This is a genomic window from Pantoea sp. RG18 (genome assembly GCF_025910075.1).
Taxonomy (GTDB): Bacteria; Pseudomonadota; Gammaproteobacteria; order Enterobacterales; family Enterobacteriaceae; genus Pantoea; species Pantoea agglomerans.
Genome location: NZ_JAPCIL010000002.1, coordinates 753,289 through 778,353 on the forward strand (window position 1 = coordinate 753,289; position 25,065 = coordinate 778,353).

A 25,065-nucleotide genomic window follows, 5' to 3' on the forward strand; every position below is an offset into this window, starting at 1 on the left:
AGATGCGCGCCGTTTTCTTTCTTCTGAGGTAGTCATGTCAGCCCGAATTTTAGCGCTGGATACGGCGACAGAAGCCTGTTCAGCCGCCTTGCTGAATCAGCAACAGATTGATGCCCGATTCGAAATTGCCCCGCGCGATCACACCCAGCGTATTTTACCGCTGATCGAGGAGCTACTGCTGGCACAGCAGCTGGAACTGACCGACCTGGACGCGCTCGCCTTTGGTCGCGGCCCTGGCAGTTTTACCGGCGTGCGGATTGGCATTGGTATTGCGCAGGGACTGGCACTGGGCGCTTCACTGCCGATGATCGCGGTTTCCACGCTGGCCACGCTGGCGGAAGGCGCGTGGCGTCTGCACGGTGCTACCCGCGTATTAACCGCTATTGATGCGCGGATGGGCGAGGTCTACTGGGCCGCATATCAGCGTGATGAACAGGGTGCCTGGCAGGGTGAGGCCAGCGAAAGCGTGCTGTCGCCCGAAGCGGCACTGGCCCGGATGCAGGCGCTCTCTGGCGAATGGATGACCGCGGGCACCGGCTGGCAGGCTTATCCTGCCCTGCAGCAGGGACACGAGCTAACCCTGAACGCCAGTGACGTTACGCTGCCCGCTGCAGAAGATATGCTGCCGCTGGCGACCCTTGCGCTGGCGCAGGGGAAGACGCTGCTGCCGGAAACGGCGGAGCCCACTTATCTGCGTAATGAAGTCGCCTGGAAAAAATTACCTGGCCGGTAAAATGCACGCAACTTATTGTTATGCGTCCAGTCTAACTCTTTACCTAACGGGAGAACGTCTATGTCGTCAATGTGTGGTAAAGGGCTTTCAGGTCTGTTGCTGACCTGTGTACTGGCGTTAACCGGTTGTGTCTCAATTCCTGACACGCTGCAGGGCAGCTCACCTCAGCCGCAGCAGGATCTGTTGCGGGTCATGAGCAATCCTTCGCTCTTTGTCGGGCAGGAATCTCGCTTTGGCGGCAAGGTAGTGAATGTCACTAACCTGAACGGCAAAACCCGGCTTGAGATTGCTGCGCAGCCGCTGGATGATAGCGCCAGACCGCGTCTGGGTGCGGCCTCGGTCGGTCGGATTTATGCCGATATCCGCGGTTTTGTTGATCCGGTGGATGTGAGAAACCAGTATGTGACGGTGCTGGGTACCCTTAAGGGGACAGAGCAGGGCAAAATTGGTGAAGCGGATTATAAATTTGCGGTCATCGATGTGCGCGGTTATCAGCGCTGGCGACTTACCCAGCAGGTGACAGCACCACCCCAGCCGATGGATCCCTGGATCTGGTATGGTCCGACCCGCCATCGCGGCGGATACTGGGGTCCGAATCCCTACTGGGGAATGATGAACAGTGGGCCGGCAGAGGTGCAGACCATTCTGACCGAGTAAGTGCAAAAAACATTTAAGTATCAGCCCGGTCGCGGTGCTCGCTGCCGGGCTTTTTATTTGCCTGTTTTATCAGCACGAAATTTAGTGATGCACTTCGCAACCTCAACATGCCAAAACAGGCAAACTGGTACAATCAGTTAAAATATTGTTAACAAACCAGATTGGCTGAGGCAGCGATGGAAATACAACATAATTATCGGGGTGGATCCTTGAATAAGGTTTGGCTGAAACGCTACCCGGCAGATGTGCCTGCCGAAATAAGTGCAGATCGTTATACCTCGCTGGTGGATCTGTTTGAGCAGGCCGCAAAACGCTACGCCGATCAACCCGCGTTCCTGAACATGGGTCAGAAGATGAGTTATCGTCAGCTGGAAGAGAAGAGCCGCGCTTTTGCCGCCTATCTTCAGCAACAGCTGGGCCTGAAAGCGGGTGACCGTGTGGCGCTGATGATGCCGAATTTACTGCAGTATCCGGTGGCCCTGTTTGGTGTGCTGCGTGCGGGTATGGTGGTGGTCAATGTGAATCCGCTCTATACGCCGCGCGAACTGCAGCATCAGCTCAATGACAGTGGGGCCAGTGCGATTGTCATTGTCTCGAATTTTGCGCACACGCTGGAAAAAGTGGTGGCGAAAACCGCTGTGCGGCACGTCATCCTGACCCGGATGGGCGATCAGCTGGCGCCAATAAAAGCGACGCTGGTTAACTTTGTCGTTAAGTATGTGAAGAAGCTGGTGCCCAAATACCATCTGCCGGGGGCAATCTCATTTCGCCACGTACTGGAAGTCGGCGAAACGCTCAATTATCAACGCCCGACGGTCTCCAATGACGATCTCGCCTTCCTGCAATACACCGGTGGCACCACTGGCGTGGCCAAAGGGGCGATGCTGACCCATCGCAACATGCAGGCGAATCTTGAGCAGACCCGCGCGACCTACGGCAAGGTGCTGCGTGACGGTAAAGAGTGTGTCGTCACCGCGCTGCCGCTTTATCACATCTTCGCCTTAACGGTGAATGGCCTGCTGTTCCTGGAGCTGGGCGGTCAGAATCTGTTGATCACCAATCCGCGCGATATTCCCGGCTTTGTTAAAGAGCTGGGGAAATTTCCGTTTACCGCCATTACCGGCGTGAATACGCTGTTTAACGCGCTACTCAACGATGAGCAATTCAATAAACTCGATTTTTCAACGCTGCGTCTTTCCGCCGGTGGCGGAATGGCGGTGCAGAAAGTGGTGGCCGAGCGCTGGGAAAAACTGACCGGACACTATCTGCTGGAAGGCTATGGCCTGACAGAGTGTTCTCCGCTGGTGTCGGTCAATCCCTATGACATCAGCTGTCATACCGGCAGTATCGGTCTGCCGGTGCCCTCGACCGATGTGCTGATTCTGGATGATGACGGCAATGAAGTTCCTCCGGGTGAGCCGGGCGAACTTTGCATCAGCGGCCCGCAGGTGATGCTGGGCTACTGGCAGCATCCGGAAGCGACAGCGGAAGTGCTGAAAAATGGCTGGCTCCACAGCGGTGATATTGTTACCGTTGACCAGGAAGGCTTTATTCGCATCGTTGACCGCAAAAAAGATATGATTCTGGTATCAGGTTTTAATGTCTATCCGAATGAAATCGAAGACGTGCTGATGCAGCATCCTAAAGTGCGTGAAGCCGCGGCTATCGGTGTGCCCAGCGATCTTTCTGGCGAAGCGGTAAAAGTCTGCATCGTGAAAAAAGATGCATCGCTCACCAAAGAAGAGGTGCTCGATCACTGTCGCCGTCAGCTGACCGGTTACAAAGTGCCGAAAATCATTGAGTTTCGTGATGAGTTGCCTAAAACCAACGTCGGCAAGATCCTGCGGCGTGAGCTGCGCGACGAGGCGAAACCCGGCGCGAGCTGAATCCGGGCAGAAATTGAGGTTGAACGCCGGCATGTCCGGCGTTTTTATTGTTTTTAACATGGAGCGCCGCGCGTTGTTGGCTGCGGTGGAAATCAGACGTGAACTATTCCCTTATCGACCAGGATGATCAACTGGCAGACGTGTGTCAGAAAGCGCGCCAGCACGCGGCGGTGGCCCTGGATACCGAATTTGTCCGCACCCGCACTTACTACCCTCAGCTTGGCCTGATCCAGCTGTTCGACGATCAGCAACTGGTGCTGATTGACCCGCTGAATATCCGTGACTGGTCACCCTTTATTGCCTTGCTGACCGACACCAGCGTCACCAAATTCCTGCATGCCGGGGGTGAAGATCTGGAAGTCTTCCTGCACCGTTTCGGCGTGCTGCCGACACCCATGATCGATACCCAGATTCTGGCGGCATTCTCTGGCCAGCCGCTCTCCTGGGGTTTTGCCTCAATGGTGGCACATTTCACTCAGGTCGAACTCGATAAAAGTGAATCACGCACGGACTGGCTGGCGCGCCCTCTGACCCAGCGTCAGTGCGAGTATGCGGCGGCGGATGTTCACTATCTGCTGCCGATTGCCCGTCAGCTGATGATCAATACGGAAGCGGCCGGCAATATGTCGGCGGCCCTCAGTGAGTGCGATAACCTGTGTCAGCGTCGTCTGGATAGCCTGTCGCCGGATGAAGCCTGGCGGGATATTACCAATGCCTGGCAGTTGCGACCGCGTCAGCTGGCGGCGTTGCAGCGACTGGCGGCCTGGCGTCTGAAGCTGGCGCGTGAAAAAGATATGGCCGTTAACTTTGTGGTGCGCGAAGAGCACCTGTGGAAAGTAGCGCGCTTTATGCCCGGCTCACTGGGCGAGCTGGATCATCTGGGGCTGTCAGGCCACGAAATTCGTTTCCACGGCAAAGCGCTGGTGGCGCTGGTGGCAGAAGCTGAGGCGCTGGATGAGAGCGAACTGCCGGCTCCGCTGGGCAATCTGATTGACCATCCTCACTACAAGCCGGTGTTTAAAGCGATGAAAGCGCTGGTGCAGCAGGTGAGCGAGCAGAGTGGATTCAGTCAGGAGCTACTGGCGTCACGACGTCAGATTAATCAGGTATTAAGTCAGCACTGGGGCCTGAAGCCACAGGGACGTCAGCCGGAGTTACTCACCGGATGGCGGGGCGAACTGCTGAAACCCGGCATTGAGGAGATTCTGGCGGGTTGTTAACCGGTTAAATTTCCCCTGCCAGAGCGCAGGGGAAATTCAGCAAACGGTCAGCGTCATTTAGTCACTTCATCCGTTTCCGGCAGCGTCACGTTCAGCTCCAGAATCGAGATATCATCACCTTTCTGGTCGAGCTGAACCGTTACCATTTCTGGATCGATCTTCACATATCTGCAAATCACTTCCAGAATGTCGCGCTTAAGTTGCGGAAGATAGTGGGGCTCACTGTCGCCCCTTCTCCGTTCTGCCACGATAATCTGCAGCCTTTCCTTGGCTATGTTGGCAGTGTTCTTCTTCCGGGATAAAAAGAAATCAAGTAATGCCATGGTTTATCCCCCGAACAGGCGTTTCAGGAAACCCTTCTTCTCTTCTTCGATAAAGCGGAAGGGGCGTACTTCACCGAGCAACCGTTCAACGGTATCGGCATAGGCTTTGCCAGCATCAGATTCGCCGTCAAGAATCACCGGTTCGCCCTGGTTAGAGGCACGTAACACCGATTGATCTTCAGGGATCACGCCGACCAGAGGAATGCGCAGGATCTCCAGCACATCTTCCATGCTCAGCATATCGCCACGGTTCACCCGGCCAGGGTTATAGCGGGTCAGCAGCAGATGCTCCTTCACCGGGTCCTGACTGTTTTCAGCGCGACGGGATTTGGATGAGATGATGCCGAGGATGCGGTCGGAGTCGCGGACAGAAGAGACTTCCGGGTTGGTGGTAATAATGGCTTCATCGGCAAAGTAGAGCGCCATCAGTGCGCCCGTTTCAATCCCTGCCGGTGAGTCACAGACGATGAAATCGAACTCCATCTTAGCCAAATCGTTCAGAACTTTTTCAACACCCTCACGGGTCAGCGCATCTTTATCACGGGTCTGCGACGCAGGCAGAATGTAGAGCTGCTCCGTGCGTTTGTCGCGAATCAGCGCCTGGTTCAGTGTGGCATCGCCCTGGATTACATTAACAAAGTCGTAGACCACACGGCGCTCACAGCCCATGATCAAATCCAGGTTACGCAGACCGATATCAAAATCGATCACAACTGTCTTTTTGCCTTTCTGCGCTAAACCGGTGGCGATGGCCGCGCTTGACGTGGTCTTACCAACGCCCCCTTTACCGGATGTAACTACAATAATGCGTGCCATAAATGTTGATTTCCTTAACAAAAGAAAAGGGGCCTAATTAAGTGTCTGGATAGTCAGCGCGCCATCCTGCAGGCACAGGCGCGCAGCTTTACCAAAAAATTCTTGCGGGATCTGATCCATGATCCAGTACTCTCCGGCAATCGAGACCAGCTCGGCAGCCAGGTTGGTACAAAAAATCTGGCAGTTGCGGTCACCGCTGGCACCCGCCAGGGCGCGACCGCGCATCATGCCGTAAATGTGAATATTGCCATCGGCGACCAGTTCAGCGCCGGCGCTGACGCTGCTGGTGATGATCAAATCGGCATCACGCGCATAAATCTGCTGGCCCGAGCGCACCGGGGTGTTCACGATGCGGGTTTTCGTTGCTACCGTTTCGGTTACAGCCGGCAGAGGTTCAGGTATCGGCTGCGGCGCGGCGGCTTGCGGTCTGGCCTCTTTACCTTCTGCCAGCACGGGCAGGCCGGCACGGGCGATCATACGTTTCAGCGCTTCGTCTTTGCAGCCGCTTACGCCGACAATGCGTAAACCGGTGGCGAGAACCGCCTGTTGCAACAGTTTCCAGTTAACATCGGCACTTAATGTCGAGACGTTAAGTACCACCGGCGCGTTTTTCAGGAAATCTGGAGCCTGGTCAATCTTGTCCTGGAGTGCCTTGCGAATCACCGCAGGGTCATGGTGATGCAAATGGACGACAGACAGGGTGAAACTGCTACCTTTGAATTCGATTGGCGTTTGCGACATCTGTCCCGACTCAGTCCTGTTTTCACTACCGAAAGCCTGGCGATGATAAAATCATCGTTGAAGCGCTAACGGTGAATATTCGAAGTTCTGCAAGCATGTTATAGTTACAGCTATATTCAGACAAGCCTCAACGCCGGTTAATTCGAGTAAAAAATATGTTTTGTGTGATCTACAGAAGCCCGTTACGTGACCAGACTTATCTCTATGTTGAAAAAAAGGACGATTTCTCGCGCGTTCCGGAAGAATTGCTGAAAGGCTTTGGCAAGCCGCAGCTGGCGATGGTGCTTAAGCTGGCGGGGCGGGACAGGCTGGCTAATGCGGATATCAATAAAGTTAAGCAGGGATTGAGCGAGCAGGGCTATTATTTACAGCTCCCTCCGCCGATTGAAAGTCTCCTCAACATTCATTTACAGACCGATAAAAAACTTTAACTCGGATTCTTCTGTAAATATAAATCCTGTCGGTGCGATCCTGGCAGGATAATATTGCCCTGATACTGCGCAAAATTAACGGCGCAGCTTATCTGTTTCACCCCTTTTTAAATTCCCTGCTCAATTTTTTCTCCTGATTTGTACGATTATTCAGCACTTCAACGCCTGCATTTACGCTTTCTGACAAATTACGCACCCCGGACCGTTAAAAGGATCTTATTATCACGCTATGAGGTTGGCATTTCGATCAACGCATGAGCAAACATCAACCCGCCAGCAGCGCTGGCATCACACCTAACCTGAACAGGGGATGAGCATGTATCAGCATCGTAACTGGCAAGGCGCTCTGTTAGATTTTCCGGTCAGCAAAGTGGTTTGCGTCGGGAGTAATTATGCAAAGCACATTAAAGAGATGGGCAGCGCAACCCCAACCGAACCGGTGATCTTTATTAAGCCGGAAACGGCGCTGTGTGATTTGCGTCAGCCGCTCTCTATTCCCGACGCGTTTGGCGAGGTCCATCATGAAGTTGAACTGGCGGTGCTAATCGGCGCGACACTGAAGCAGGCGACCGATGCGCATGTGGCTAAGGCGATTGCAGGTTATGGCGTGGCGCTGGATCTGACACTGCGTGACCTGCAGGCCGGGCTGAAAAAAGCGGGCCAGCCGTGGGAAAAATCCAAAGGCTTTGATAACGCCTGTCCTGTCTCCGGTTTTATCCCGGTGACGGAATTCAGTGGCGATCCGCAGAACGTCGAGCTTAAATTGCTGGTGAACGGTGAAGTGCGTCAGCACGGCAACACCGAAGACATGATTCATAAAATCCTGCCGCTGATTGCCCATATGAGCCACTACTTTACCCTGCGTGCAGGCGATGTGATTCTGACCGGTACGCCAGAAGGGGTAGGCCCGATGCGCTCGGGTGATCAGCTGGAAGTTTCACTGGCGGGTCACGGCATCAGCACGCGCGTACTCTAAAAACTTGCATCACCGCCGCATAGGCTTTATAAGGTGCGGTTTAGGCACAATCCGGACAAATCATCATGACTGACACCCCTTTCTGGCAACAAAAACGCCTGGCACAAATGAGCGATGAGGAATGGGAATCCTTGTGTGATGGTTGTGGACAGTGTTGCCTGAACAAATTGCAGGACGCCGACACCGATGAGATCTACTTCACCAATGTCGCCTGTGATCAGCTCAATATTAAAACCTGCCAGTGCCGCAACTATGAGCGCCGCTTCGAGCTTGAAGAGGATTGCATCAAGTTAACGCGCGAAAATCTGACGACCTTCAACTGGCTGCCGCGCACCTGCGCCTACCGGCTGCTGGGTGAGGGCAAAGATTTACCCGTATGGCATCCGCTGCGGGCCGGTTCGAAAACAGCGATGCATGCGCAGCGTATTTCGGTGCGGTATATTGCGGTGCGTGAGAGTGAAGTGCGGGACTGGGAAGATCACATCATTGATCGCCCCGATCGCAACGGCTGAGTGCCGCGCTATCAATCGGAACAGAAAAAAGGCTGCCAGTGGCATAATACCAGTCAGTTAAGCGACAGGTGATAACGCAGTCTGGTGCCGGGCAGGGGCTGGCGGTCCTCGCGCCGCTGGGCGGTTCCTTCACTCCATTCCTCTGCCTGACGGACCGCCGGGGATGGCACATCCTGTGCCGCCCCGCCTTTCGCCCGCGTCCTGCGGGCTCTCCTGGCAGACTCATTCTGTTCAGCGCTGCGGATTACCTGCCCCTGCCCGGCCCCAGCCTGCTCTGAAACTTCAGTGTGTATTGTTAAAAAGGGCACGAGAGTGGAGGCCTGAGCGCCTCTGCTGCTGAAAGGGCTATCCGCAGCGCTGAGGCGTGACGGTGGGCCAGAAGTCCACGCCGGGAAGCGTGGACAGTTCGGGGCCGGCCAGGGAGGGCCGATCCCCGAGCGGTTCGTCGGCGCGCCGTCAAAGCCGAAGGTACCGCGTGAGCGGCGCGAGGACGGCCCGGCAGCAGCAGAGGTGCGCTGGCCCGCACTGCGGCTCGCTCGCACAGAAAAAAAGCTGCCACGTCTGACCGTGACAGCCTTTACAACTCTAATCTTAACTGACCAGCATTATGCCAGTGGCAGCCTTTTTTGATCTCAGCGACCAAAGAGATCGCGGCGTTTAGGTTTCAGCGGCTGGGCTATCAGCACCAGCGCCGCGACCAGCAGATAACCGGCGAACACCACAATCATCCACTGCGGCATGCTGAGCGTCAGGAAAGTCCAGCTGCGTTCTGCACAGTCACCGCTGGCAAGAAACACCGACGGCAGCCACTTATCCAGCGGTAAGCCGCTGGGGAAGCGGGCAGCAAAATCACAGGTGGTGAAGGGGTTAGGGTGCAGCTGAATCATGGTATGTTCATAAGAGAGACGAAGACCTTCCCAGGCACTGTAGATCCACAACGCCAGCGCCGCCAGACGCAACGGCGATTTCGGCGCAATCGCACCAACCAGACCCGCGCCCAGCACACCAAACAGCGCATTGCGCTCATAAATACACATCACGCAGGGCTTCAGGCCCATTACGTGCTGAAAAAAGAGTGCTGTTAATTCCAGTGCAAGTGCAGTCAGTGCCAGTAGTAACCAGGCTCCGCGACCACGTGAGCATTGATTCAGATATCGCAACATATTGCATTCCCTGTAAACGTTAATGCCACGCAGTGTAAACCAAAAGCGTTTGCAAACCAGCCAGGGACAGGGAAAAATCGTGTGCAAACATGACCTGATTCTGATCCAGAGCAGGTTAAATGAGGATAAGCCAGACCTTATCTGCAGAACGCCGATCAGTGAAGAGCGGGGAGATCCGCAGCGGCGACAGAGGCGATCGCATGCGGCAGGAGGCGAAACGGCAGGCGCGGGTTATATGCTGTCAAAGTCCTGCGCTTTCAGGGTGGCTGAACGCTGACACTCAGCGGTGCTGTGGCACGCGCCATTTCAGCGCAGAAAGCCATTCAGCCCGCCCGTGATCCCGAAGCCGCTGATACTGCGGTCAGCCATGCTGAAATATGCGCCTGCGCCCGGTTTTAATGGTTACGCAGGCTATATCCGCTATAGGGCGTCTGGTATGATGAGTGCCCATCATGATTAGAAAAGCAACGAGAACACATTGCTATGGTTATAAAGGCTCAGAGTCCAGCGGGATTTGCTGAAGAGTATATTATTGAAAGCATCTGGAACAGTCGCTTTCCGCCAGGGTCGATTCTTCCTGCTGAGCGTGAGCTTTCTGAATTGATTGGGGTGACGCGCACCACCTTGCGTGAAGTGCTGCAGCGCCTGGCGCGCGATGGCTGGCTGACTATTCAGCACGGTAAACCAACGCGGGTGAACGATTTCTGGGAGACGTCCGGCCTGAATATTCTGGAAACGCTGGCCCGTCTCGATCACGACAGCGTTCCGGTGCTGATCGACAACCTGCTGTCGGTACGCAGCAACATTTCATCGATCTTTATCAGCCGGGCGCTGCGCCATCATCCGGACAAAGCACGCGAAGTGCTGGAAACGGTCAGCGCGGCTGCCGATCAGGCTGATGCCTATACCGAGCTCGACTACCGGGTGTTCCGCGGTCTGGCGTTTGCGTCAGGTAACCCGATTTACGGTCTGATCCTGAATGGCCTGAAAGGGCTCTATACCCGCGTTGGCCGCCACTACTTCTCTAATCCGGAAGCCCGTCAGGTCGCGCGCGATTTCTATCTTAAACTGCTGGAACTGTGCGACAAAGAGCCCGGACAGGATGAGATTGTGGACGTGGTGCGCAACTACGGCCGCCGCAGCGGTGAAATCTGGCACAGTATGCAGAAGAATCTGCCCGACGATCTCGGCAGTAAGCGTTGAAAAAAAACCGGACATCGCGTCCGGTTTTTTGTTTTTATCCCATCAGAGTGATGAACCGCGTGGTGGATTACGATCCAGCAGCTCTACGCTGCCATCCTCGTTCTGCTGTTCCAGAATCACATCAAATCCCCACAGACGATGCACATGCTTCAGCACCTCGCGACGGCTCTTATCCAGTGGCGTGCGGCTCTGCGGCACATAGCGCAGGGTCAGGGAACGGTCACCGCGCAGATCGACGTTATAGACCTGAATATTCGGTTCGAGATTACTCAGGTTGTACTGCGCAGAGAGCTGCTGGCGAATTGCCCGGTAGCCCGCCTCATCGTGGATCGCGGCGATTTCGAGATAGTTGTTGCGGTCATCATCCAGTACGGTAAACAGACGGAAATCGCGCATGACTTTCGGCGACAGGAACTGGCTGATAAAACTCTCATCCTTGAACTCGCGCATCGCAAAATGCAGCGTTTCCAGCCAGTCGGAACCGGCGATATCCGGGAACCAGTAGCGATCCTCCTCGGTCGGCGACTGACAGATACGCTTGATATCCTGCATCATCGCGAACCCTAAAGCATAGGGGTTGATGCCGTTATACCACTGACTGTTATAGGGCGGCTGAAACACAACGTTGGTGTGGCTGTGCAGGAACTCCATCATAAAGCGTTCCGACACTTTGCCTTCATCATAGAGGTGATTGAGGATGGTGTAGTGCCAGAATGTCGCCCAGCCTTCATTCATTACCTGGGTCTGTTTCTGCGGATAGAAATACTGGCTCACCTTGCGCACAATGCGCAGGATCTCACGCTGCCATGACTCGAGCAACGGGGCGTTTTTCTCCATAAAATAGAGCAGGTTTTCCTGCGGCTCAGAAGGGTAGCGCGCGGCTTCAAAGGTCACGGCCTCTTTCTCACGCCGTGGCAACGTTCGCCACAGGGTGTTCACCTGACTTTGCAGATACTCCTCACGGCTTTTCTGCCGCGCCTTCTCCTCCTGCAGAGAGATCTTCTGCGGGCGTTTATAGCGATCGACGCCATAATTCATTAAGGCATGGCAGGAGTCGAGCAGCCGCTCTACCTCTTCGACGCCATAGCGCTCTTCGCAGTCACTGATATAGTTTTTGGCGAACAACAGGTAATCGACAATCGACCCGGCATCCGTCCAGCTGCGGAACAGATAGTTATTTTTAAAGAAAGAGTTGTGGCCATAGCAGGCATGCGCCATCACCAGCGCCTGCATGGTCATGGTGTTCTCTTCCATCAGGTAGGCGATGCAGGGATTAGAGTTGATGACAATCTCATAGGCCAGACCCTGCTGACCATGCTTATAGCGCTGCTCGGTCTCGATAAACTTTTTGCCGAATGACCAGTGTGAATAGTTGATTGGCATGCCGACGCTGGAGTAGGCATCCATCATCTGTTCAGAGGTAATCACTTCGATTTGGTGCGGGTAGGTATCAAGCCGGTAGAGTTTAGCCACCCGGTCGATCTCGGCTAAGTAGACATCAAGCAGTTCGAATGTCCAGTCTGGTCCGTCATTGAGTCGTTTGCTGTCTCTGATGGCTTCGTCAAAGATTGTCGTCATAGCGCACCTCTTTTTTGCAAACCGGCTGACCCGAAAGACAACCCGTTCTGGTTATTTAAGGCTTCATCCTGAAAAAGGGAACCCGAAAAAAACTGAGCGAACACAACAATGATAGCCCACTGTCGCTTATCCGAAATGCGAACTCAAACGAATTCTTTGGCACAAAATCATTAAGAGTGGTGCGGCAGAGAATTTAACAGCCTTTAATACTGGTATTATTATAAATTGCGGAATCAAATCCTGTTTATAAGCGGAATGTATGGGGTTGAATGAATCTCCTGCAACAGGCAGATTTAACTGCCTTCGTTGTCATTTATTTCTGTGTTTAAGGATTAAGACGCATAAAGCGCTGAAATTGGCCGCGCGACAAGATTTTAGTTACCTGAAAAGTAAAAAAGATGTGAAATGGATGGTGAAATTCTGTGGTGGTGTCCGCTATGTAAATCCGCTGACTATCATCAGTTGAACAGTGAATTATGCTTTTACAGGCCGGGTGGGGGAGCTATGCACGTTGTAATTCTTGGAAGTGGTGTGGTCGGGGTGGCAAGTGCCTGGTATCTGGCGCGTGCCGGACATCAGGTGACGGTCATTGATCGTCAGCCCGCCGCAGCGATGGAGACCAGTGCAGGGAATGCCGGTCAGATCTCTCCGGGTTATGCCGCACCCTGGGCGGCACCCGGCGTGCCATTGAAAGCGGTGAAGTGGATGTTTCAGCGTCACGCGCCGCTGGCTATCCGGCTGGATGGCAGTAGTTTTCAGCTGGAGTGGATGTGGCACATGCTGCGCAACTGCGACATCAATCACTATCAGCAGAACAAAAGCCGCATGGTGCGGATTGCCGAATATAGCCGTGACTGTCTGAAAGCGCTGCGCAGTGAAACCGGCATCGCCTATGAGGGCCGTCAGGGCGGGACGCTGCAACTGTTCCGTACCCAGCAGCAGTTCGACAGCGCCAGCAAAGATATTGCGGTGCTGCGCGACGCGGGCGTGCCCTATGAGCTGTTGCAGGCGCATGAACTGTCTCGCGTTGAACCGGCACTGGCGGCAACCCAGCATAAACTCACCGGCGGATTACGCCTGCCCAATGATGAAACCGGCGACTGTCAGCTCTTTACTCAGCGGCTGGCAAAAATGGCCGAAGAGGCGGGCGTGGTCTTCCGCTTTAATACTCCGGTCGACCACCTGCTGCGCGATGGCAATCGCATCTATGGCGTGAAGTGCGGTGATGAGATCATCAAGGCGGACAGCTATGTGGTGGCGTTTGGTTCCTACTCGACCGCGCTGTTAAAAAATGTCATCGATATTCCGGTCTATCCGCTGAAAGGCTATTCACTCACTATTCCGATTAAAAATCCTGACGCCGCACCGGTTTCAACTATCCTGGATGAGACCTACAAAGTGGCGGTGACGCGGTTTGACGATCGTATTCGTGTCGGCGGCATGGCGGAAATTGTTGGTTTTAACACCAAACTCACCGAAGCGCGGCGGGAAACGCTGGAGATGGTGGTCAGTGATCTCTATCCTGAAGGCGGTCATCTCGCGCAGGCGAGTTTCTGGACCGGTCTGCGTCCGATGACGCCAGACGGTACGCCGATTGTGGGTGCCACACCGATCTCTAATCTCTGGCTCAATACCGGTCACGGTACGCTGGGCTGGACGATGGCGTGTGGTTCTGGTCAGTTGCTGGCCGATCTCATCTCCGGTAAAAAGCCGGCCATTGCGGCGGATGACTTAGCGGTGTTCCGCTACTTACCCGGTTTCGCGGCGACCTCATCGCCGCTGCGTAACGCCAACGCAACTCGTTAAGTATTCAGGGAGAGAGAGGATGTCACGTCCGATTGTCGCTACCATCAACCAGCAGGCGTTACGTCATAACCTGACTGTTGTTCGCCAGGCGGCACCCGCCTCCCGCGTCTGGTCAGTGGTGAAAGCTAATGCTTATGGCCATGGCATTGATCGCGTGCGCGAGGCGTTATCTGCCACTGACGGCTTCGCGCTTCTTAATATGGAAGAGGCGATCCAGCTGCGCGAACAGGGCTGGAAAAAGCCGATTCTGCTGCTGGAAGGTTTCTTCCAGCCAGAGGATCTGCAGCTGATTGACCGTTATCGTCTCACCACCAGCGTACACAGTAACTGGCAAATCAACGCGCTGGCCAGTGCCAGACTTGCAGCACCGGTTGATATCTATCTCAAAATGAACAGCGGGATGAACCGGCTGGGTTTTCGCCCGGAACAGGTCAACGGTGCATGGCAAAAGCTGCGGGCGCTCAGTACGGTAGGTGAGATGACGCTGATGGCCCATTTTGCCGATGCGGAAAATCCGCAGGGTCTGATTGCGCCACTGCAGCGCGTAGAGCAGGCGGCTGAGGGGCTGAACTGTCCGCGATCGCTCTCCAACTCCGCCTGCACCCTGTGGCATCCTGAAGCGCACTTTGACTGGGTCCGTCCCGGCATCATTCTGTATGGCGCGTCGCCCAGCGGTGACTGGCAGGACATTGCAGGCAGTGGCCTTAAGCCGGTGATGACCTTAAGCAGTGAGATTATTGCGGTCCAGCAGCTACAGGCGGGCGATGGAGTGGGTTACGGCTACCGCTATCAAGCCAGTGCAGCGCAGCGAATTGGCGTGGTGGCCTGTGGCTACGCGGATGGCTATCCACGGCATGCCCCGACGGGTACGCCCGTCTGTGTCGATGGTGTGATGACTCAGGTGGTTGGTGCGGTTTCGATGGATATGATCACCGTCGACTTGACCCCCTGTCCCCAGGCCGGTATTGGCTCAGCCGTGGAGCTGTGGGGTGAGCAGGTGAAAATCGATCAGGTGGCAAAAGCGGCCGGAACGGTAGGGTACGAGCTGATGTGTGCGCTGGCACCCCGCGTTCCGGTAACCGTTATTTAAGCGCGGTCAGGCTGCCGCGCATCTTTCTGCTGCAGCGCCAGGCGATAAAGGCCAGCGCTGCACCCAGCAGCATCATCAGACTCAGCGACAGCTTCTCCGCCACCGGCAGCGCCACAATGACCAGGCTGCCTGACGCGCCACCGGCCATCTGAATGAATCCCTGCAAGGCGGACGCCACGCCCGCCTGTTGCTGATAGGGCTCCAGCGCATAGCTGGTGGCCGGTCCTACCGTAAAGGCCAGCCCGGCAACTGAAACGGCCACCGGGAACATGTAAAGCGCCCAGTGCGTCTGCATCTCCGCCGGGAAGATCTGCATCCCCGCTACCAGCAGCACGGCGCCCAGCAGCATAGTGAAGAATCCCATCGCCAGGCAGAAAGGGCGACCCGCTTTGCGAATCGCTTTATTCACGAACATGCTGACAAACATGATCCAGAAACCGTTGGCGCCAAAAGCAAAAGAGAACTGGATTGGCGTCAGCCCGCCTTCGGTCATTAATACCTGCGGTGCCAGCGACACGTAGGTCAGCACCATGCCCAGCGCACCGGCATTGGCGAACGCGAACGCCAGAAAGCGCGGCTGACGCAGGATCGCGGCATACTGTTTAATCGGTAATCCTTTCACCCGCAGGGTATCCGCCGGGCGCGTCTCTGGCAGCCAGATAATCACCAGCAGCGTAATCAGCACGCCGTAGGCGCAGAGAAACCAGAAGGGTGCGCGCCAGTCAAAGGCGCTGGCCAGCAAACCGCCCAGCAGCGGAGCCAGGGCCGGGACGATGTTTAATGCGCCATTCAGGAAGCCATATGCACGGGCGGCATCATCACCGCTCAGGCGGTCACGCACGCCGCTAAAGGCCACGACCGCGCTGCAGCAGACGCCACAGCCCTGCACCAGGCGGGCAAGGACGAACAGCGGGAATGAGGTAGCGGTGGCGGCGATGGCACTCCCCGTGATGTAAAGCGCCAGGCCCAGCAGGGCGATCGGCTTACGGCCATAGTTGTCCACCAGCGGGCCGGTCACCAGCTGTCCCAGCCCCATGACCAGCAGAAACAGGGGAATGGTGGTCTGCACCAGATTAACCGGCGTATCCAGCCCTTCTGCGATTTGTGGCAGCGTGGGCAAATAGAGATCGATGCCTAAGGGTGCCAGCAGCACCAGGCTTAATAACAGCAGAGTAAATTTTTGCATAACAACCAGAGGGTAAGCGTTCTGTTAAAAAACGATCGCAGAGGGTAATGATTCAGCGGCAAAAAAGATAGAGGAAGTCGTGCGGAAAATGCGATGCCTGCTGTAAACAGGCATCGCAGAGGTCTGATTAGTAAGCGCCGTCGCGTCGTAACACCACGCCTGCGGTTTTGAACAGGATCGCGATATCGGTCCAGAGCGCCCAGTTTTTGACATACCAGGAGTCAAAATAGACGCGGGTGTCGTAGTCGATATCGTTACGTCCGCTGACCTGCCACAGACCGGTCATACCCGGCTTGGCCATCAGGTAGTAGTCGACATCACCGGCATAACGCTCCAGCTCAGCTTCAATCACCGGACGCGGACCAACCAGGCTCATCTCGCCACGAATCACGTTCCACAGCTGCGGCAACTCGTCCAGGCTGGTTTTACGCAGGAAACTACCAATCCGGGTCACGCGTGGGTCATTCTTCAGTTTGAAATCTTTGTCCCACTCAATTCGTGCCTCTTCGCTGGTTGCCAGTAATTTCTCCAGCACCTCTTTGGAATTGGTCACCATGGAACGGAATTTCAGACATTTGAATTTTTTGCCATTCTGGCCCACACGCTCGTGACCATAAATGGCATTGCCGCCATCACGTTTTACCATATAACAGAGCAGGGCGAAGATTGGGCCGAGGAACAGCAGCAGCATCGACGCCACCACGATATCAAAGGCGCGCTTCATGAAACGGGAGGAGTGTTTCGCCAGGTTGTTGCTGACACGCAGAATCATCACTTCATGGCTGAAGATAAAGGACATGTCGGTGCCGTAAAGCGGCACGCCGCGCAGCGTCGGGATCACTGAAACTGAACGGCAGTTCATCTTGGACAGGAATTTCAGCCAGCGATCGCGCATCGGCTGCTGCTCATACTCCATCGCCACAATAAACTGCACGTTGTCACGGTCAATAGTCTGCCAGTTGATATCTTTCCAGGTGATCACCGGCACGCCATTCACGCTCTGCTGAGCCGGGACATCATCGACCGAGATAAAGGCCTGTACGTTGTAGCCCAGAATCTCTTCACTCTGCAGCGCCGCGTAAGCTTCGGTGGCGTTTCTGCCGGAGCCGATAATGATGGTCTCTTTCTGCCACTGACCCGCCTTGTGAATGGCACGTTTAACCAGAGCACGCATCAGCGGCAGCAGCAGCAGGGCATATGTCCAGCTGAAGACCCACACCATGCGGGAGAAATCCCATTTAGAGAAGGCGATCAACGCGAGGTCGAGCAGCGAGAAAACAAATAATGTTTTAATGATCTCTTTCAGCTCAAACCAGAAGGGTTTGCGATAGGTATAGTGACGCAGGCGTACCCAGAACCAGCCGGTACACATGACTGACATAATAAACTGTGCCACAAAACGATATTCAATTTGATGAGGTGGAATAAAGGTATCCAGCTCGCCCCAAATACCCTGTATCGTCGCGGCAGATAAAAACAGTGCGAGGTTAAGTGCAATCAGATCGGAAAAGCTCAGGGCGAATTTCACGATGATATTTTTACGCGTGCCGCTCCACGAGCGGCTCGGGCTATTCATTATCAATGTACTTGCCATAAAACCTGCTCTCTTTCTCAAGTAAAAGATGGCCTGACCAGAATCATGTACGCGCTCAGGGGTGGGCTTCTGAAAAATTAAAAAATAATTTTCAGTCTGTTGCAGTCAGTAAAGCCAGTGCAGCTGCAAAAAAGATAACGGCTAAAGCGTGATAGTACTCACGAAATGTTGCAGCATTGAGAATGAGTATGCAGGAGTTATTTGACAGAGTTAATACGGAAAAAATCTGAAAACATCAAAAGTGATTAAAGTTTTAAATGGCTAAGTTTTGGTTTTTACTGGATAAAATAAGGTGGGCGTTGGTTATAACCAAACTGTTTAAGACGCTTTTTAGGAATTACCGCCAAATCTTACGACTGGCGGTAGTGATAACGGACTCAGGCAGGTTTTTTTAAAATCCAGCGGTCCTGCTGTTTATCGTAATGACCAATCTGCAGATCCACCGGTTCTCCGTCAATCCATGCCGGGACGCTGGTATCGCGATCCCAGCCATCAAGTTGGGTAATTAAGCCGGGATTGGTATGACAGGGGATGCTGACCGTGTCGAGGTTCTCACTGTCAAGATCGGCATCAACAATCTCATAACGACCAATTTTAACCACGTGTCCCATTCATTTCTCCCGTTTTTGCTGGCATAGACTTTTAAGCTTAGCGTATCGACAGAAAATAACGTGGCTGAATGATTAGGATTATTCCTTCTCTTCAGCCGGACGGACACCAATCTTCACAATACGGTTATCCTCTTTCTCCGCGACGGTCCACGTCAGCTGATTCCACTCAACCTGATCGCCAACCACCGGCGCGCCGCCCAGCATACTCAGCACCAGTTGTCCCAGCGACTGCTGATCGTTGGTGTTCTCATCCAGTTCCAGTCCGTAAATCTGCGCAATATCGCGCAGGCGAGCTTCAGCATCCAGAATAAAGTCACCAAAGAAACGCTGGTCGAGGGAAACGGGCGGCGACTGGCTGAACATCTTACCCAGCGCCGGCAGATCGCGTTCACGGCCAATCACGCAGATGACGTCGTTCTCCCTGAGCCGCGTCCCATCATTCGGATGCATCAGCACATTGTCACGGAACAGGGCGGCGATGCGGGTCTCACGCGGCATCTGCAGGTCACGCAGTGCGGCACCGATGCACCACTTGTCAGCGCTGAGCTGGTAGACAAACTGCTCCCATGGATTTTCGGGGTGGATATCCAGACCGATACGGCTGATAGGCGATGCGGTAGGCGGCACCACCACTTTGGCTTTTTTCGCTGCAAAGCCCAGCGAGGTGCCCTGCAACATCAGGGAGACCAGCACCACAAAGAAGGCGATATTAAAATAGAGCGACGCGTTTTCTAATCCGGCCATCATCGGGAAGACCGCAAGGATAATCGGCACCGCGCCGCGTAAACCGACCCAGCTGATAAAGACGCGTTCGCGTGTAGTAAAACTGCGAAACGGCAGCAGACCAATAAAGACCGACAGTGGGCGCGCCACCAGAATCAGCCATAGCGAGAGAATCATCGCCGGAACCGCGATATGCCACAAATCAGACGGGGTTACCAGCAGTCCCAGCACGATGAACATGCCAATCTGACTCAGCCACGCCATGCCGTCAAAGGTCTGCAGAATGCCGTGACGGTTGCGAATCGGCCTGTTGCCCAGTAAAAAGCCGCACAGATAGACCGCCAGGATGCCGCTGCCCTCTAATACCGTGGTCAGGGCGAACACCAGAATGCCGCCACTCAACGCCAGCAGCGGATAGAGCCCACCGGCCAGACTGATACGGTTAATCAGCTGCTGCAGCGCCCAGCCGCCGCCCAGGCCCAGCACGATACCCAGACCAAACTGCTGCACCAGATGCACCAGGAACATCCAGTCAAGGCCGCTGCGGCCCTGTTCGATCATCTCAATCAGCGTAATGGTCAGGAACACCGCCATCGGATCGTTACTGCCCGATTCAATCTCCAGCGTGGAGCTGACGCGCTCATTCAGGCCTTTGTCACCCAGCAGTGAGAAGACGGCGGCGGCATCCGTGGAGCCGATAATCGCGCCAATCAGGAAGCCCTGCATCATATCCAGGTTAAACAACCAGGCGGCGACCACACCGGTTAAGCCTGCGGTAATCATGACCCCGACGGTCGCCAGCGACAGCGCTGGCCCCAGAGCAACTTTAAATGAGCTGGCTTTGGTCCGCATGCCGCCATCCAGCAGGATAATCGCCAGCGCCAGGTTCGAGATTAAGTAAGCCGCCGGATAGTTATCAAAGGCGATGCCGCCGATACCATCAACTCCGGTCAGCATGCCCAGGGCAAGGAAGATCACCAGAATGGGGATACCCAGTCTGGATGAGAAAGAGCTGAGCAGAATGCTCGATGCGACCAGCACGGAACCGATGATAAACAGACTGTAGACAATAGTGTGGTTCAAACCCGATCTCCTGAGATATGACAGTGCGGTGCAGCGACTGGTGACAAATATCCATGCTATCTCTGAAAGATAATGTTTTATCAAGGAGTTGTCATTGTGAAAATGATCATTATACGAATTGCTTAACAGCGTATGGAATCAGATTAATGTGAAGAATGAGGGGGTTGGCAGGCAAGCGGCAGAAAACAGACTGTTTTAGCAGGTTATTCGGAAGATAAAAAAAGCCGGCGATTGGCCGGCTTAGTGCATCAGGCTTCCGTTGCCTGTTTATGGAACAGCGATCGGAACACCGGGTAGATATCTTCCGGCTCACGAATGTGTTCGATAGCAAAGTTATCGAACGTCGACTGCAGATGCTCATACTCGCGCCACAGCGTCTGATGCGCACGGCGGGTAATTTCGATATAACTGTAATAACGCACCACCGGCAGAATATGCTTCGCCAGGATCTCGTGACAGAGCGGTGAATCGTCGGCCCAGTTATCGCCATCCGACGCCTGCGCAGCATAGATGTTCCACTGCGCCGGGTCATAGCGCTCTTTCACCACCTCATCCATGAGTTTCAGTGCACTCGAAACGATGGTGCCACCGGTCTCCTGGGAGTAGAAGAACTCCTGTTCATCCACCTCTTTGGCCTGCGTGTGATGACGAATATAAACCACATCAACATTCTTATAGGTGCGGCTCAGGAACAGGTAGAGCAGGATATAGAAGCGTTTCGCCATATCCTTGGTGGCCTGATCCATGGATCCGGATACATCCATCAGACAGAACATCACCGCCTGGCTGGAAGGCTCCGGCCGTTTCTCAAAGTTTTTGTAGCGCAGGTCGAAGGTGTCGATAAAAGGCACCCGTTCGATACGCGCCCGCAACTCGGCGATCTCTTTGCGCAGCCGCTCCTCCTCCAGAAGCTGAGCCGGTTCAGAGTTCTCAATCTCCAGCAGCGTTTCTTCCAGTTCGTGCAGCATCCGGCGTTTACCCGCCGTCATCGCCGTACGACGCGCCAGCGAGTTCTGCAGCGAACGTACGACGCTGATATTGGCAGGCACACCGTTGGAGGTGAAGCCGGCACGGTGGGTCTTATACTCATTCAACTGGCGATGCTGGTTCCGGCGCAGGTTAGGCAGGGCGAGATCTTCAAACAGCAGGTCCAGATACTCATCTTTCGATATCTGAAAGACAAACTCATCCTGACCTTCACCATCCTGACTGGCATTGCCCTGGCCACTGCCGCCACCGCCGCCACCCTGCGGTCGCTCGACCCGGTCATTCTGCACAAAATGGTCGTTGCCCGGATGGACCCGATGGCGGTTGCCGCCGCGTCCCTGATGGAAAATTGGCTCATTGATGTCGTCAATCGGGATAGAGACAGACTCACCGCTGCTTACATCGGTCACCGAGCGTTTATTGATGGCCTCGGAGATCGACTGCTTAATTTGCGACTTATAACGGCGCAAGAAGCGCTGGCGGTTTACCGCGCTCTTGTTTTTGCCGTTGAGTCGGCGATCGATGAAATAGGCCATGGTATTCCCCCAAACTACATTGTAAGCAGGCCGGGCGAACCCGACCTTGTCAGACCGGTATCACTTACCGGCAAGCTTACAGACTCTTATCAGGACGATTTACGCACACGCAAATACCATTCACACAGCAGGCGAACCTGTTTGCGGGTATAGCCTTTTTCCATCATGCGATCGACAAAATCATCATGTTTTTTCTGCTCATCGGTAGAGGTCTTGGTATTAAACGAGATCACCGGCAGCAACTCTTCCGTATTCGAGAACATTTTCTTCTCGATCACGGTGCGTAATTTCTCGTAACTGGTCCAGTTCGGGTTGCGACCGTTATTGTGTGCCCTGGCGCGCAGCACGAAGTTGACGATCTCATTACGGAAATCTTTCGGGTTACTGATGCCAGCGGGCTTCTCGATTTTCTCCAGTTCCGCGTTGAGCGATTCACGATCAAACAGCTGTCCGGTATCGGGATCGCGATACTCCTGATCCTGAATCCAGAAGTCGGCATAGGTCACATAGCGGTCAAAGATGTTCTGACCATACTCAGAGTAAGACTCCAGATAGGCGGTCTGAATCTCTTTGCCGATAAACTCAGCATATTTGGGGATCAGATAGCCTTTGAGGTGCTCAAGGTATTTCTCAGCCTGATCCTGTGGGAACTGTTCGCGCTCAATCTGCTGCTCCAGTACATAGAACAGGTGCACCGGGTTGGCCGCCACTTCGGCGTGGTCAAAGTTAAATACCCGCGACAGAATCTTAAAGGCAAAGCGGGTTGAAAGGCCGTTCATCCCCTCATCCACACCGGCGTAATCATGATACTCCTGCCAGGACTTCGCCTTAGGGTCGGTATCTTTCAGGCTTTCACCATCGTAGACCCGCATTTTGGAATAGATGCTGGAGTTATCCGGATCCTTGAGACGTGACAGGATAGAGAAGCGTGCCAGCGTTTCCAGCGTACCCGGTGCACAGGGCGAGGTCGCCAGCTCACTGTGATTAAGTAACTTGTCGTAGATTTTGATCTCTTCAGAGACCCGCAGGCAGTAGGGCACCTTGACGATATAGACACGGTCAAGGAACGCCTCATTATTCTTGTTATTACGGAACGTCACCCACTCTGATTCGTTGGAGTGCGCCAGAATAATGCCGTTAAACGGCAGCGCCGAAATCCCCTCGGTGCCGTTGTAGTTCCCTTCCTGCGTCGCCGTCAGTAACGGGTGCAGCACCTTGATAGGCGCTTTGAACATCTCAACGAATTCCATGATCCCCTGGTTGGCACGGCAGAGTGCGCCGGAGTAACCGTAAGCATCAGGATCGTTTTGCGCGTGGTTTTCCAGTTTACGGATATCCACTTTACCGACCAGCGCGGAGATATCCTGGTTGTTCTCATCACCCGGTTCAGTTTTGGCAATCGCCAGTTGTTCCAGGATTGACGGCCAGACTTTCACCACTTTGAAACGCGAGATATCGCCGCCAAAGTCGTGCAGTCGTTTAGCGGCCCACGGCGACATAATCGTGCCGAGATAACGGCGCGGCACGCCATACTCTTTTTCGAGAATATGCGCATCTTCCTGCGGATTAAACAGGCAGAGAGGGTGGTCATTAACCGGGCTGCGTTCCCCGTCGGCGCTCAGTACATAGATGGGTACCCGCTGCATCAGCGACTTAAGCCGTTCCGCCAGTGAGGATTTACCGCCACCTACCGGCCCCAGTAAATAGAGGATCTGTTTCTTCTCTTCCAGTCCCTGAGCGGCATGTTTCAGGTAGGAGACGATCTGTTCAATCGCTTCCTCCATGCCGTAAAACTCCTCGAACGCCGGATAGCGTCCCATCACACGGTTGGAGAATATTCTGGAAAGGCGTGGCTCCTGAGCAGTATCGACCATTACCGGCTCTCCGATAGCCATTAACAGTCGCTCTGCAGCGTTGGCGTATGCACTGCGATCCTGCTTACAGATAGCAAGAAATTCCTGCAGTGTGAACTCTTCGTCCTTGGCAGCTTCATAACGCTGACGATAGTGATCGAATATATTCATAGCGATGCCCGTCCTTTCGTTTTTAGCACAGGTAAGGAGCGTAATTAGAGGCTTATAGCAGCTCCCGGAAGATATTCTCTGTTGAGTACAGCAACCCTTATGCCAACCTGATCTTTCTTATCGGGATACACAACTTTTATGGTTACTCTGCTCGTACAAAATGTCTGCTGTTACTTCTAACTGTAGATGGCTTCTAGGAAATTTCCTCCACGGGTTTGGGTTAATGAGGGGAAGATCAACTGTACAGCGGGTCTGTTGTGAGATGCGTTCTTATGGGTGATGCTTTAACTTAACGTGTTTTTAACCTTTAATGCCACTTTCATCGATCAGTCACTTAAAGGATTTCGATATAAGTTAATCCAGCCGTGAAAAAACGTTAGACTTCCTGTTTGATTGTTATATTTATGGAATGAATAAATTGTGAACCAATTCAAATTTAAGACGCTTGTTGCACTTCTGCCCTGTTATTTACTGGCCACGCACGCGAATGCCGCACCGCTTTCCATTGGCGCATCGGTCATCTATGCCGATTCACCTTATCGCGGCGGCCAGGACCGGTATATCCCCGTTCCGGTTATCAATTACGAGGGTGAAGACTTCTGGTTCCGCAGCCTGCAGGGCGGCTACTACCTGTGGAAAGATCCTCAGAACCAGCTGTCACTGACGCTGCTGGGTTCACCGCAGGAGTACAAACCCAGCGACAACGACCTGGGCGACATGAAAGGGCTGGATAAACGCCGCATGACGCTGATGGGGGGTGCAACCTATCGTCACACCGCTGACTGGGGGATTGTCCGTACCTCATTACTGGGGGATGTGCTCAATAACAGCAACGGGATGATCTGGGACCTGACGTACCTCTATCGCTTCCAGATGGGTGACTTCAGCCTGACGCCGGGCATCGGGGCCACGTGGAACAGCGCCAATCAAAACCGTTACTACTATGGGGTATCCGGGCATGAAAGCGCCCGTACCGGCATCAGCCGTTACAATCCGGATGACAGCTGGTCACCTTATGTTGAACTGAGCGCCAGCTATCAGATTGCGCCACAGTGGAATGCCAGCGTCATGGGACGTTACGTCCGCTTCGACAGCGAAATCAAAGACAGCCCGATGATTGATAAAAGCGGGCAGGCGTTAATCTGGACGGGTGTCAGCTATACCTTCTGATAACGCACCAAAAGAG

Annotated in this window: 22 protein-coding genes; 11 read left to right on the forward strand and 11 right to left on the reverse strand. The window is 54.2% G+C overall.

From position 1 onward, the window contains the following. Nucleotides 1–34 precede the first annotated feature (34 nt). From tsaB to rnd, 4 genes are all read left to right on the forward strand, one after another. Nucleotides 35–733, forward strand: a complete 699-nt coding sequence (gene tsaB, locus OK409_RS03930) for a tRNA (adenosine(37)-N6)-threonylcarbamoyltransferase complex dimerization subunit type 1 TsaB (protein WP_264366785.1) — start codon at nucleotides 35–37, stop codon at nucleotides 731–733. 60 nt (nucleotides 734–793) lie between these two features. Continuing rightward, complete coding sequence (locus OK409_RS03935) at nucleotides 794–1,390, forward strand: Slp family lipoprotein (protein ID WP_010260563.1); 597 nt, start codon at nucleotides 794–796, stop codon at nucleotides 1,388–1,390. Between the two features lie 209 nt (nucleotides 1,391–1,599). Further along, a complete protein-coding gene (gene fadD, locus OK409_RS03940) occupies nucleotides 1,600–3,276 on the forward strand; it encodes a long-chain-fatty-acid--CoA ligase FadD (protein WP_010260565.1) in 1,677 nt (558 codons plus the stop codon). 98 nt (nucleotides 3,277–3,374) lie between these two features. Next, nucleotides 3,375–4,496, forward strand: a complete 1,122-nt coding sequence (gene rnd / locus OK409_RS03945; RefSeq protein ID WP_245116485.1) for a ribonuclease D — start codon at nucleotides 3,375–3,377, stop codon at nucleotides 4,494–4,496. Nucleotides 4,497–4,549: 53 nt separating this feature from the next. Here rnd and minE read toward each other — a convergent pair whose 3' ends face one another. Genes minE through minC form a run of 3 tightly spaced genes read right to left on the reverse strand, consistent with a single transcriptional unit; the run spans nucleotide 4,550 to nucleotide 6,376 of the window. Beyond that, the gene (gene minE / locus OK409_RS03950) at nucleotides 4,550–4,819 is read right to left on the reverse strand and encodes a cell division topological specificity factor MinE (protein WP_008925314.1); all 270 of its coding nucleotides are present in this window, start codon (nucleotides 4,817–4,819) and stop codon (nucleotides 4,550–4,552) included. Between the two features lie 3 nt (nucleotides 4,820–4,822). Beyond that, on the reverse strand, nucleotides 4,823–5,635 hold the full coding sequence (gene minD / locus OK409_RS03955) for a septum site-determining protein MinD (RefSeq protein ID WP_010260569.1): 813 nt from the start codon (nucleotides 5,633–5,635) through the stop codon (nucleotides 4,823–4,825). A gap of 33 nt (nucleotides 5,636–5,668) precedes the next feature. Beyond that, nucleotides 5,669–6,376 carry a septum site-determining protein MinC gene (minC, locus tag OK409_RS03960; RefSeq protein WP_010260571.1) on the reverse strand — a complete coding sequence of 236 codons (708 nt, stop codon included), beginning with the start codon at nucleotides 6,374–6,376 and terminating at the stop codon, nucleotides 5,669–5,671. Nucleotides 6,377–6,531: 155 nt separating this feature from the next. Between minC and OK409_RS03965 the strand changes: the two genes are divergently transcribed. From OK409_RS03965 to OK409_RS03975, 3 genes are all read left to right on the forward strand, one after another. Then, on the forward strand, nucleotides 6,532–6,807 hold the full coding sequence (locus tag OK409_RS03965) for a YcgL domain-containing protein (protein WP_033757879.1): 276 nt from the start codon (nucleotides 6,532–6,534) through the stop codon (nucleotides 6,805–6,807). 316 nt (nucleotides 6,808–7,123) lie between these two features. Then, complete coding sequence (locus OK409_RS03970) at nucleotides 7,124–7,783, forward strand: fumarylacetoacetate hydrolase family protein (protein ID WP_010260576.1); 660 nt, start codon at nucleotides 7,124–7,126, stop codon at nucleotides 7,781–7,783. A gap of 65 nt (nucleotides 7,784–7,848) precedes the next feature. Continuing rightward, entirely contained in the window at nucleotides 7,849–8,295 is a 447-nt protein-coding gene (locus OK409_RS03975) for a YcgN family cysteine cluster protein (protein ID WP_010260578.1), read from the forward strand. Nucleotides 8,296–8,927: 632 nt separating this feature from the next. On the opposite strand, the gene dsbB is transcribed toward OK409_RS03975, so the two are convergent. Continuing rightward, the gene (gene dsbB, locus OK409_RS03980; protein ID WP_010260580.1) at nucleotides 8,928–9,458 is read right to left on the reverse strand and encodes a disulfide bond formation protein DsbB; all 531 of its coding nucleotides are present in this window, start codon (nucleotides 9,456–9,458) and stop codon (nucleotides 8,928–8,930) included. Between the two features lie 483 nt (nucleotides 9,459–9,941). Between dsbB and fadR the strand changes: the two genes are divergently transcribed. Then, nucleotides 9,942–10,661 (forward strand): fatty acid metabolism transcriptional regulator FadR, encoded by a 720-nt coding sequence (fadR, locus tag OK409_RS03985; protein WP_010670276.1) that lies wholly within the window; start codon nucleotides 9,942–9,944, stop codon nucleotides 10,659–10,661. A gap of 42 nt (nucleotides 10,662–10,703) precedes the next feature. On the opposite strand, the gene OK409_RS03990 is transcribed toward fadR, so the two are convergent. Beyond that, nucleotides 10,704–12,239 (reverse strand): SpoVR family protein, encoded by a 1,536-nt coding sequence (locus OK409_RS03990; RefSeq protein WP_022625556.1) that lies wholly within the window; start codon nucleotides 12,237–12,239, stop codon nucleotides 10,704–10,706. A 504-nt stretch (nucleotides 12,240–12,743) separates the two neighbouring features. Between OK409_RS03990 and OK409_RS03995 the strand changes: the two genes are divergently transcribed. Both OK409_RS03995 and dadX read left to right on the forward strand, forming a co-directional pair. Then, nucleotides 12,744–14,045, forward strand: coding sequence for a D-amino acid dehydrogenase (locus OK409_RS03995; RefSeq protein ID WP_010260588.1), 1,302 nt, complete (start codon nucleotides 12,744–12,746; stop codon nucleotides 14,043–14,045). Between the two features lie 19 nt (nucleotides 14,046–14,064). Beyond that, complete coding sequence (gene dadX, locus OK409_RS04000; protein WP_033787673.1) at nucleotides 14,065–15,135, forward strand: catabolic alanine racemase DadX; 1,071 nt, start codon at nucleotides 14,065–14,067, stop codon at nucleotides 15,133–15,135. On the opposite strand, the gene OK409_RS04005 is transcribed toward dadX, so the two are convergent. From OK409_RS04005 to yeaG, 6 genes are all read right to left on the reverse strand, one after another. Then, a complete protein-coding gene (locus tag OK409_RS04005) occupies nucleotides 15,128–16,321 on the reverse strand; it encodes a multidrug effflux MFS transporter (RefSeq protein WP_010260592.1) in 1,194 nt (397 codons plus the stop codon). The two genes, dadX and OK409_RS04005, sit on opposite strands and share 8 nt — an antisense overlap. A gap of 127 nt (nucleotides 16,322–16,448) precedes the next feature. Further along, nucleotides 16,449–17,915: an undecaprenyl-phosphate galactose phosphotransferase WbaP gene (gene wbaP, locus OK409_RS04010; protein WP_029519111.1), complete on the reverse strand. Its 1,467-nt coding sequence runs from the start codon at nucleotides 17,913–17,915 to the stop codon at nucleotides 16,449–16,451. Nucleotides 17,916–18,292: 377 nt separating this feature from the next. Continuing rightward, the gene (locus OK409_RS04015; RefSeq protein ID WP_010260598.1) at nucleotides 18,293–18,526 is read right to left on the reverse strand and encodes a DUF1480 family protein; all 234 of its coding nucleotides are present in this window, start codon (nucleotides 18,524–18,526) and stop codon (nucleotides 18,293–18,295) included. Between the two features lie 78 nt (nucleotides 18,527–18,604). After that, on the reverse strand, nucleotides 18,605–20,332 hold the full coding sequence (locus OK409_RS04020) for a potassium/proton antiporter (RefSeq protein WP_010670274.1): 1,728 nt from the start codon (nucleotides 20,330–20,332) through the stop codon (nucleotides 18,605–18,607). 248 nt (nucleotides 20,333–20,580) lie between these two features. Next, on the reverse strand, nucleotides 20,581–21,855 hold the full coding sequence (locus OK409_RS04025; protein WP_010260603.1) for a YeaH/YhbH family protein: 1,275 nt from the start codon (nucleotides 21,853–21,855) through the stop codon (nucleotides 20,581–20,583). An 89-nt stretch (nucleotides 21,856–21,944) separates the two neighbouring features. Beyond that, a complete protein-coding gene (gene yeaG, locus OK409_RS04030; RefSeq protein ID WP_010260606.1) occupies nucleotides 21,945–23,879 on the reverse strand; it encodes a protein kinase YeaG in 1,935 nt (644 codons plus the stop codon). Between the two features lie 420 nt (nucleotides 23,880–24,299). Here yeaG and OK409_RS04035 point away from each other — a divergent pair, with 420 nt between their 5' ends. Then, complete coding sequence (locus OK409_RS04035) at nucleotides 24,300–25,049, forward strand: MipA/OmpV family protein (RefSeq protein WP_264366786.1); 750 nt, start codon at nucleotides 24,300–24,302, stop codon at nucleotides 25,047–25,049. Nucleotides 25,050–25,065: the final 16 nt, after the last annotated feature.

Coding starts and splice junctions, on each gene's coding strand:
- tsaB (WP_264366785.1), top strand. CDS start 35: ATGTCAGCCCGAATTTTAGCGCTGGATACGGCGACAGAAGCCTGTTCA.
- OK409_RS03935 (WP_010260563.1), top strand. CDS start 794: ATGTCGTCAATGTGTGGTAAAGGGCTTTCAGGTCTGTTGCTGACCTGT.
- minE (WP_008925314.1), bottom strand. CDS start 4,819: ATGGCATTACTTGATTTCTTTTTATCCCGGAAGAAGAACACTGCCAAC.
- minD (WP_010260569.1), bottom strand. CDS start 5,635: ATGGCACGCATTATTGTAGTTACATCCGGTAAAGGGGGCGTTGGTAAG.
- minC (WP_010260571.1), bottom strand. CDS start 6,376: ATGTCGCAAACGCCAATCGAATTCAAAGGTAGCAGTTTCACCCTGTCT.
- OK409_RS03965 (WP_033757879.1), top strand. CDS start 6,532: ATGTTTTGTGTGATCTACAGAAGCCCGTTACGTGACCAGACTTATCTC.
- OK409_RS03970 (WP_010260576.1), top strand. CDS start 7,124: ATGTATCAGCATCGTAACTGGCAAGGCGCTCTGTTAGATTTTCCGGTC.
- OK409_RS03975 (WP_010260578.1), top strand. CDS start 7,849: ATGACTGACACCCCTTTCTGGCAACAAAAACGCCTGGCACAAATGAGC.
- dsbB (WP_010260580.1), bottom strand. CDS start 9,458: ATGTTGCGATATCTGAATCAATGCTCACGTGGTCGCGGAGCCTGGTTA.
- fadR (WP_010670276.1), top strand. CDS start 9,942: ATGGTTATAAAGGCTCAGAGTCCAGCGGGATTTGCTGAAGAGTATATT.
- OK409_RS03990 (WP_022625556.1), bottom strand. CDS start 12,239: ATGACGACAATCTTTGACGAAGCCATCAGAGACAGCAAACGACTCAAT.
- OK409_RS03995 (WP_010260588.1), top strand. CDS start 12,744: ATGCACGTTGTAATTCTTGGAAGTGGTGTGGTCGGGGTGGCAAGTGCC.
- dadX (WP_033787673.1), top strand. CDS start 14,065: ATGTCACGTCCGATTGTCGCTACCATCAACCAGCAGGCGTTACGTCAT.
- OK409_RS04005 (WP_010260592.1), bottom strand. CDS start 16,321: ATGCAAAAATTTACTCTGCTGTTATTAAGCCTGGTGCTGCTGGCACCC.
- wbaP (WP_029519111.1), bottom strand. CDS start 17,915: ATGGCAAGTACATTGATAATGAATAGCCCGAGCCGCTCGTGGAGCGGC.
- OK409_RS04015 (WP_010260598.1), bottom strand. CDS start 18,526: ATGGGACACGTGGTTAAAATTGGTCGTTATGAGATTGTTGATGCCGAT.
- OK409_RS04025 (WP_010260603.1), bottom strand. CDS start 21,855: ATGGCCTATTTCATCGATCGCCGACTCAACGGCAAAAACAAGAGCGCG.
- yeaG (WP_010260606.1), bottom strand. CDS start 23,879: ATGAATATATTCGATCACTATCGTCAGCGTTATGAAGCTGCCAAGGAC.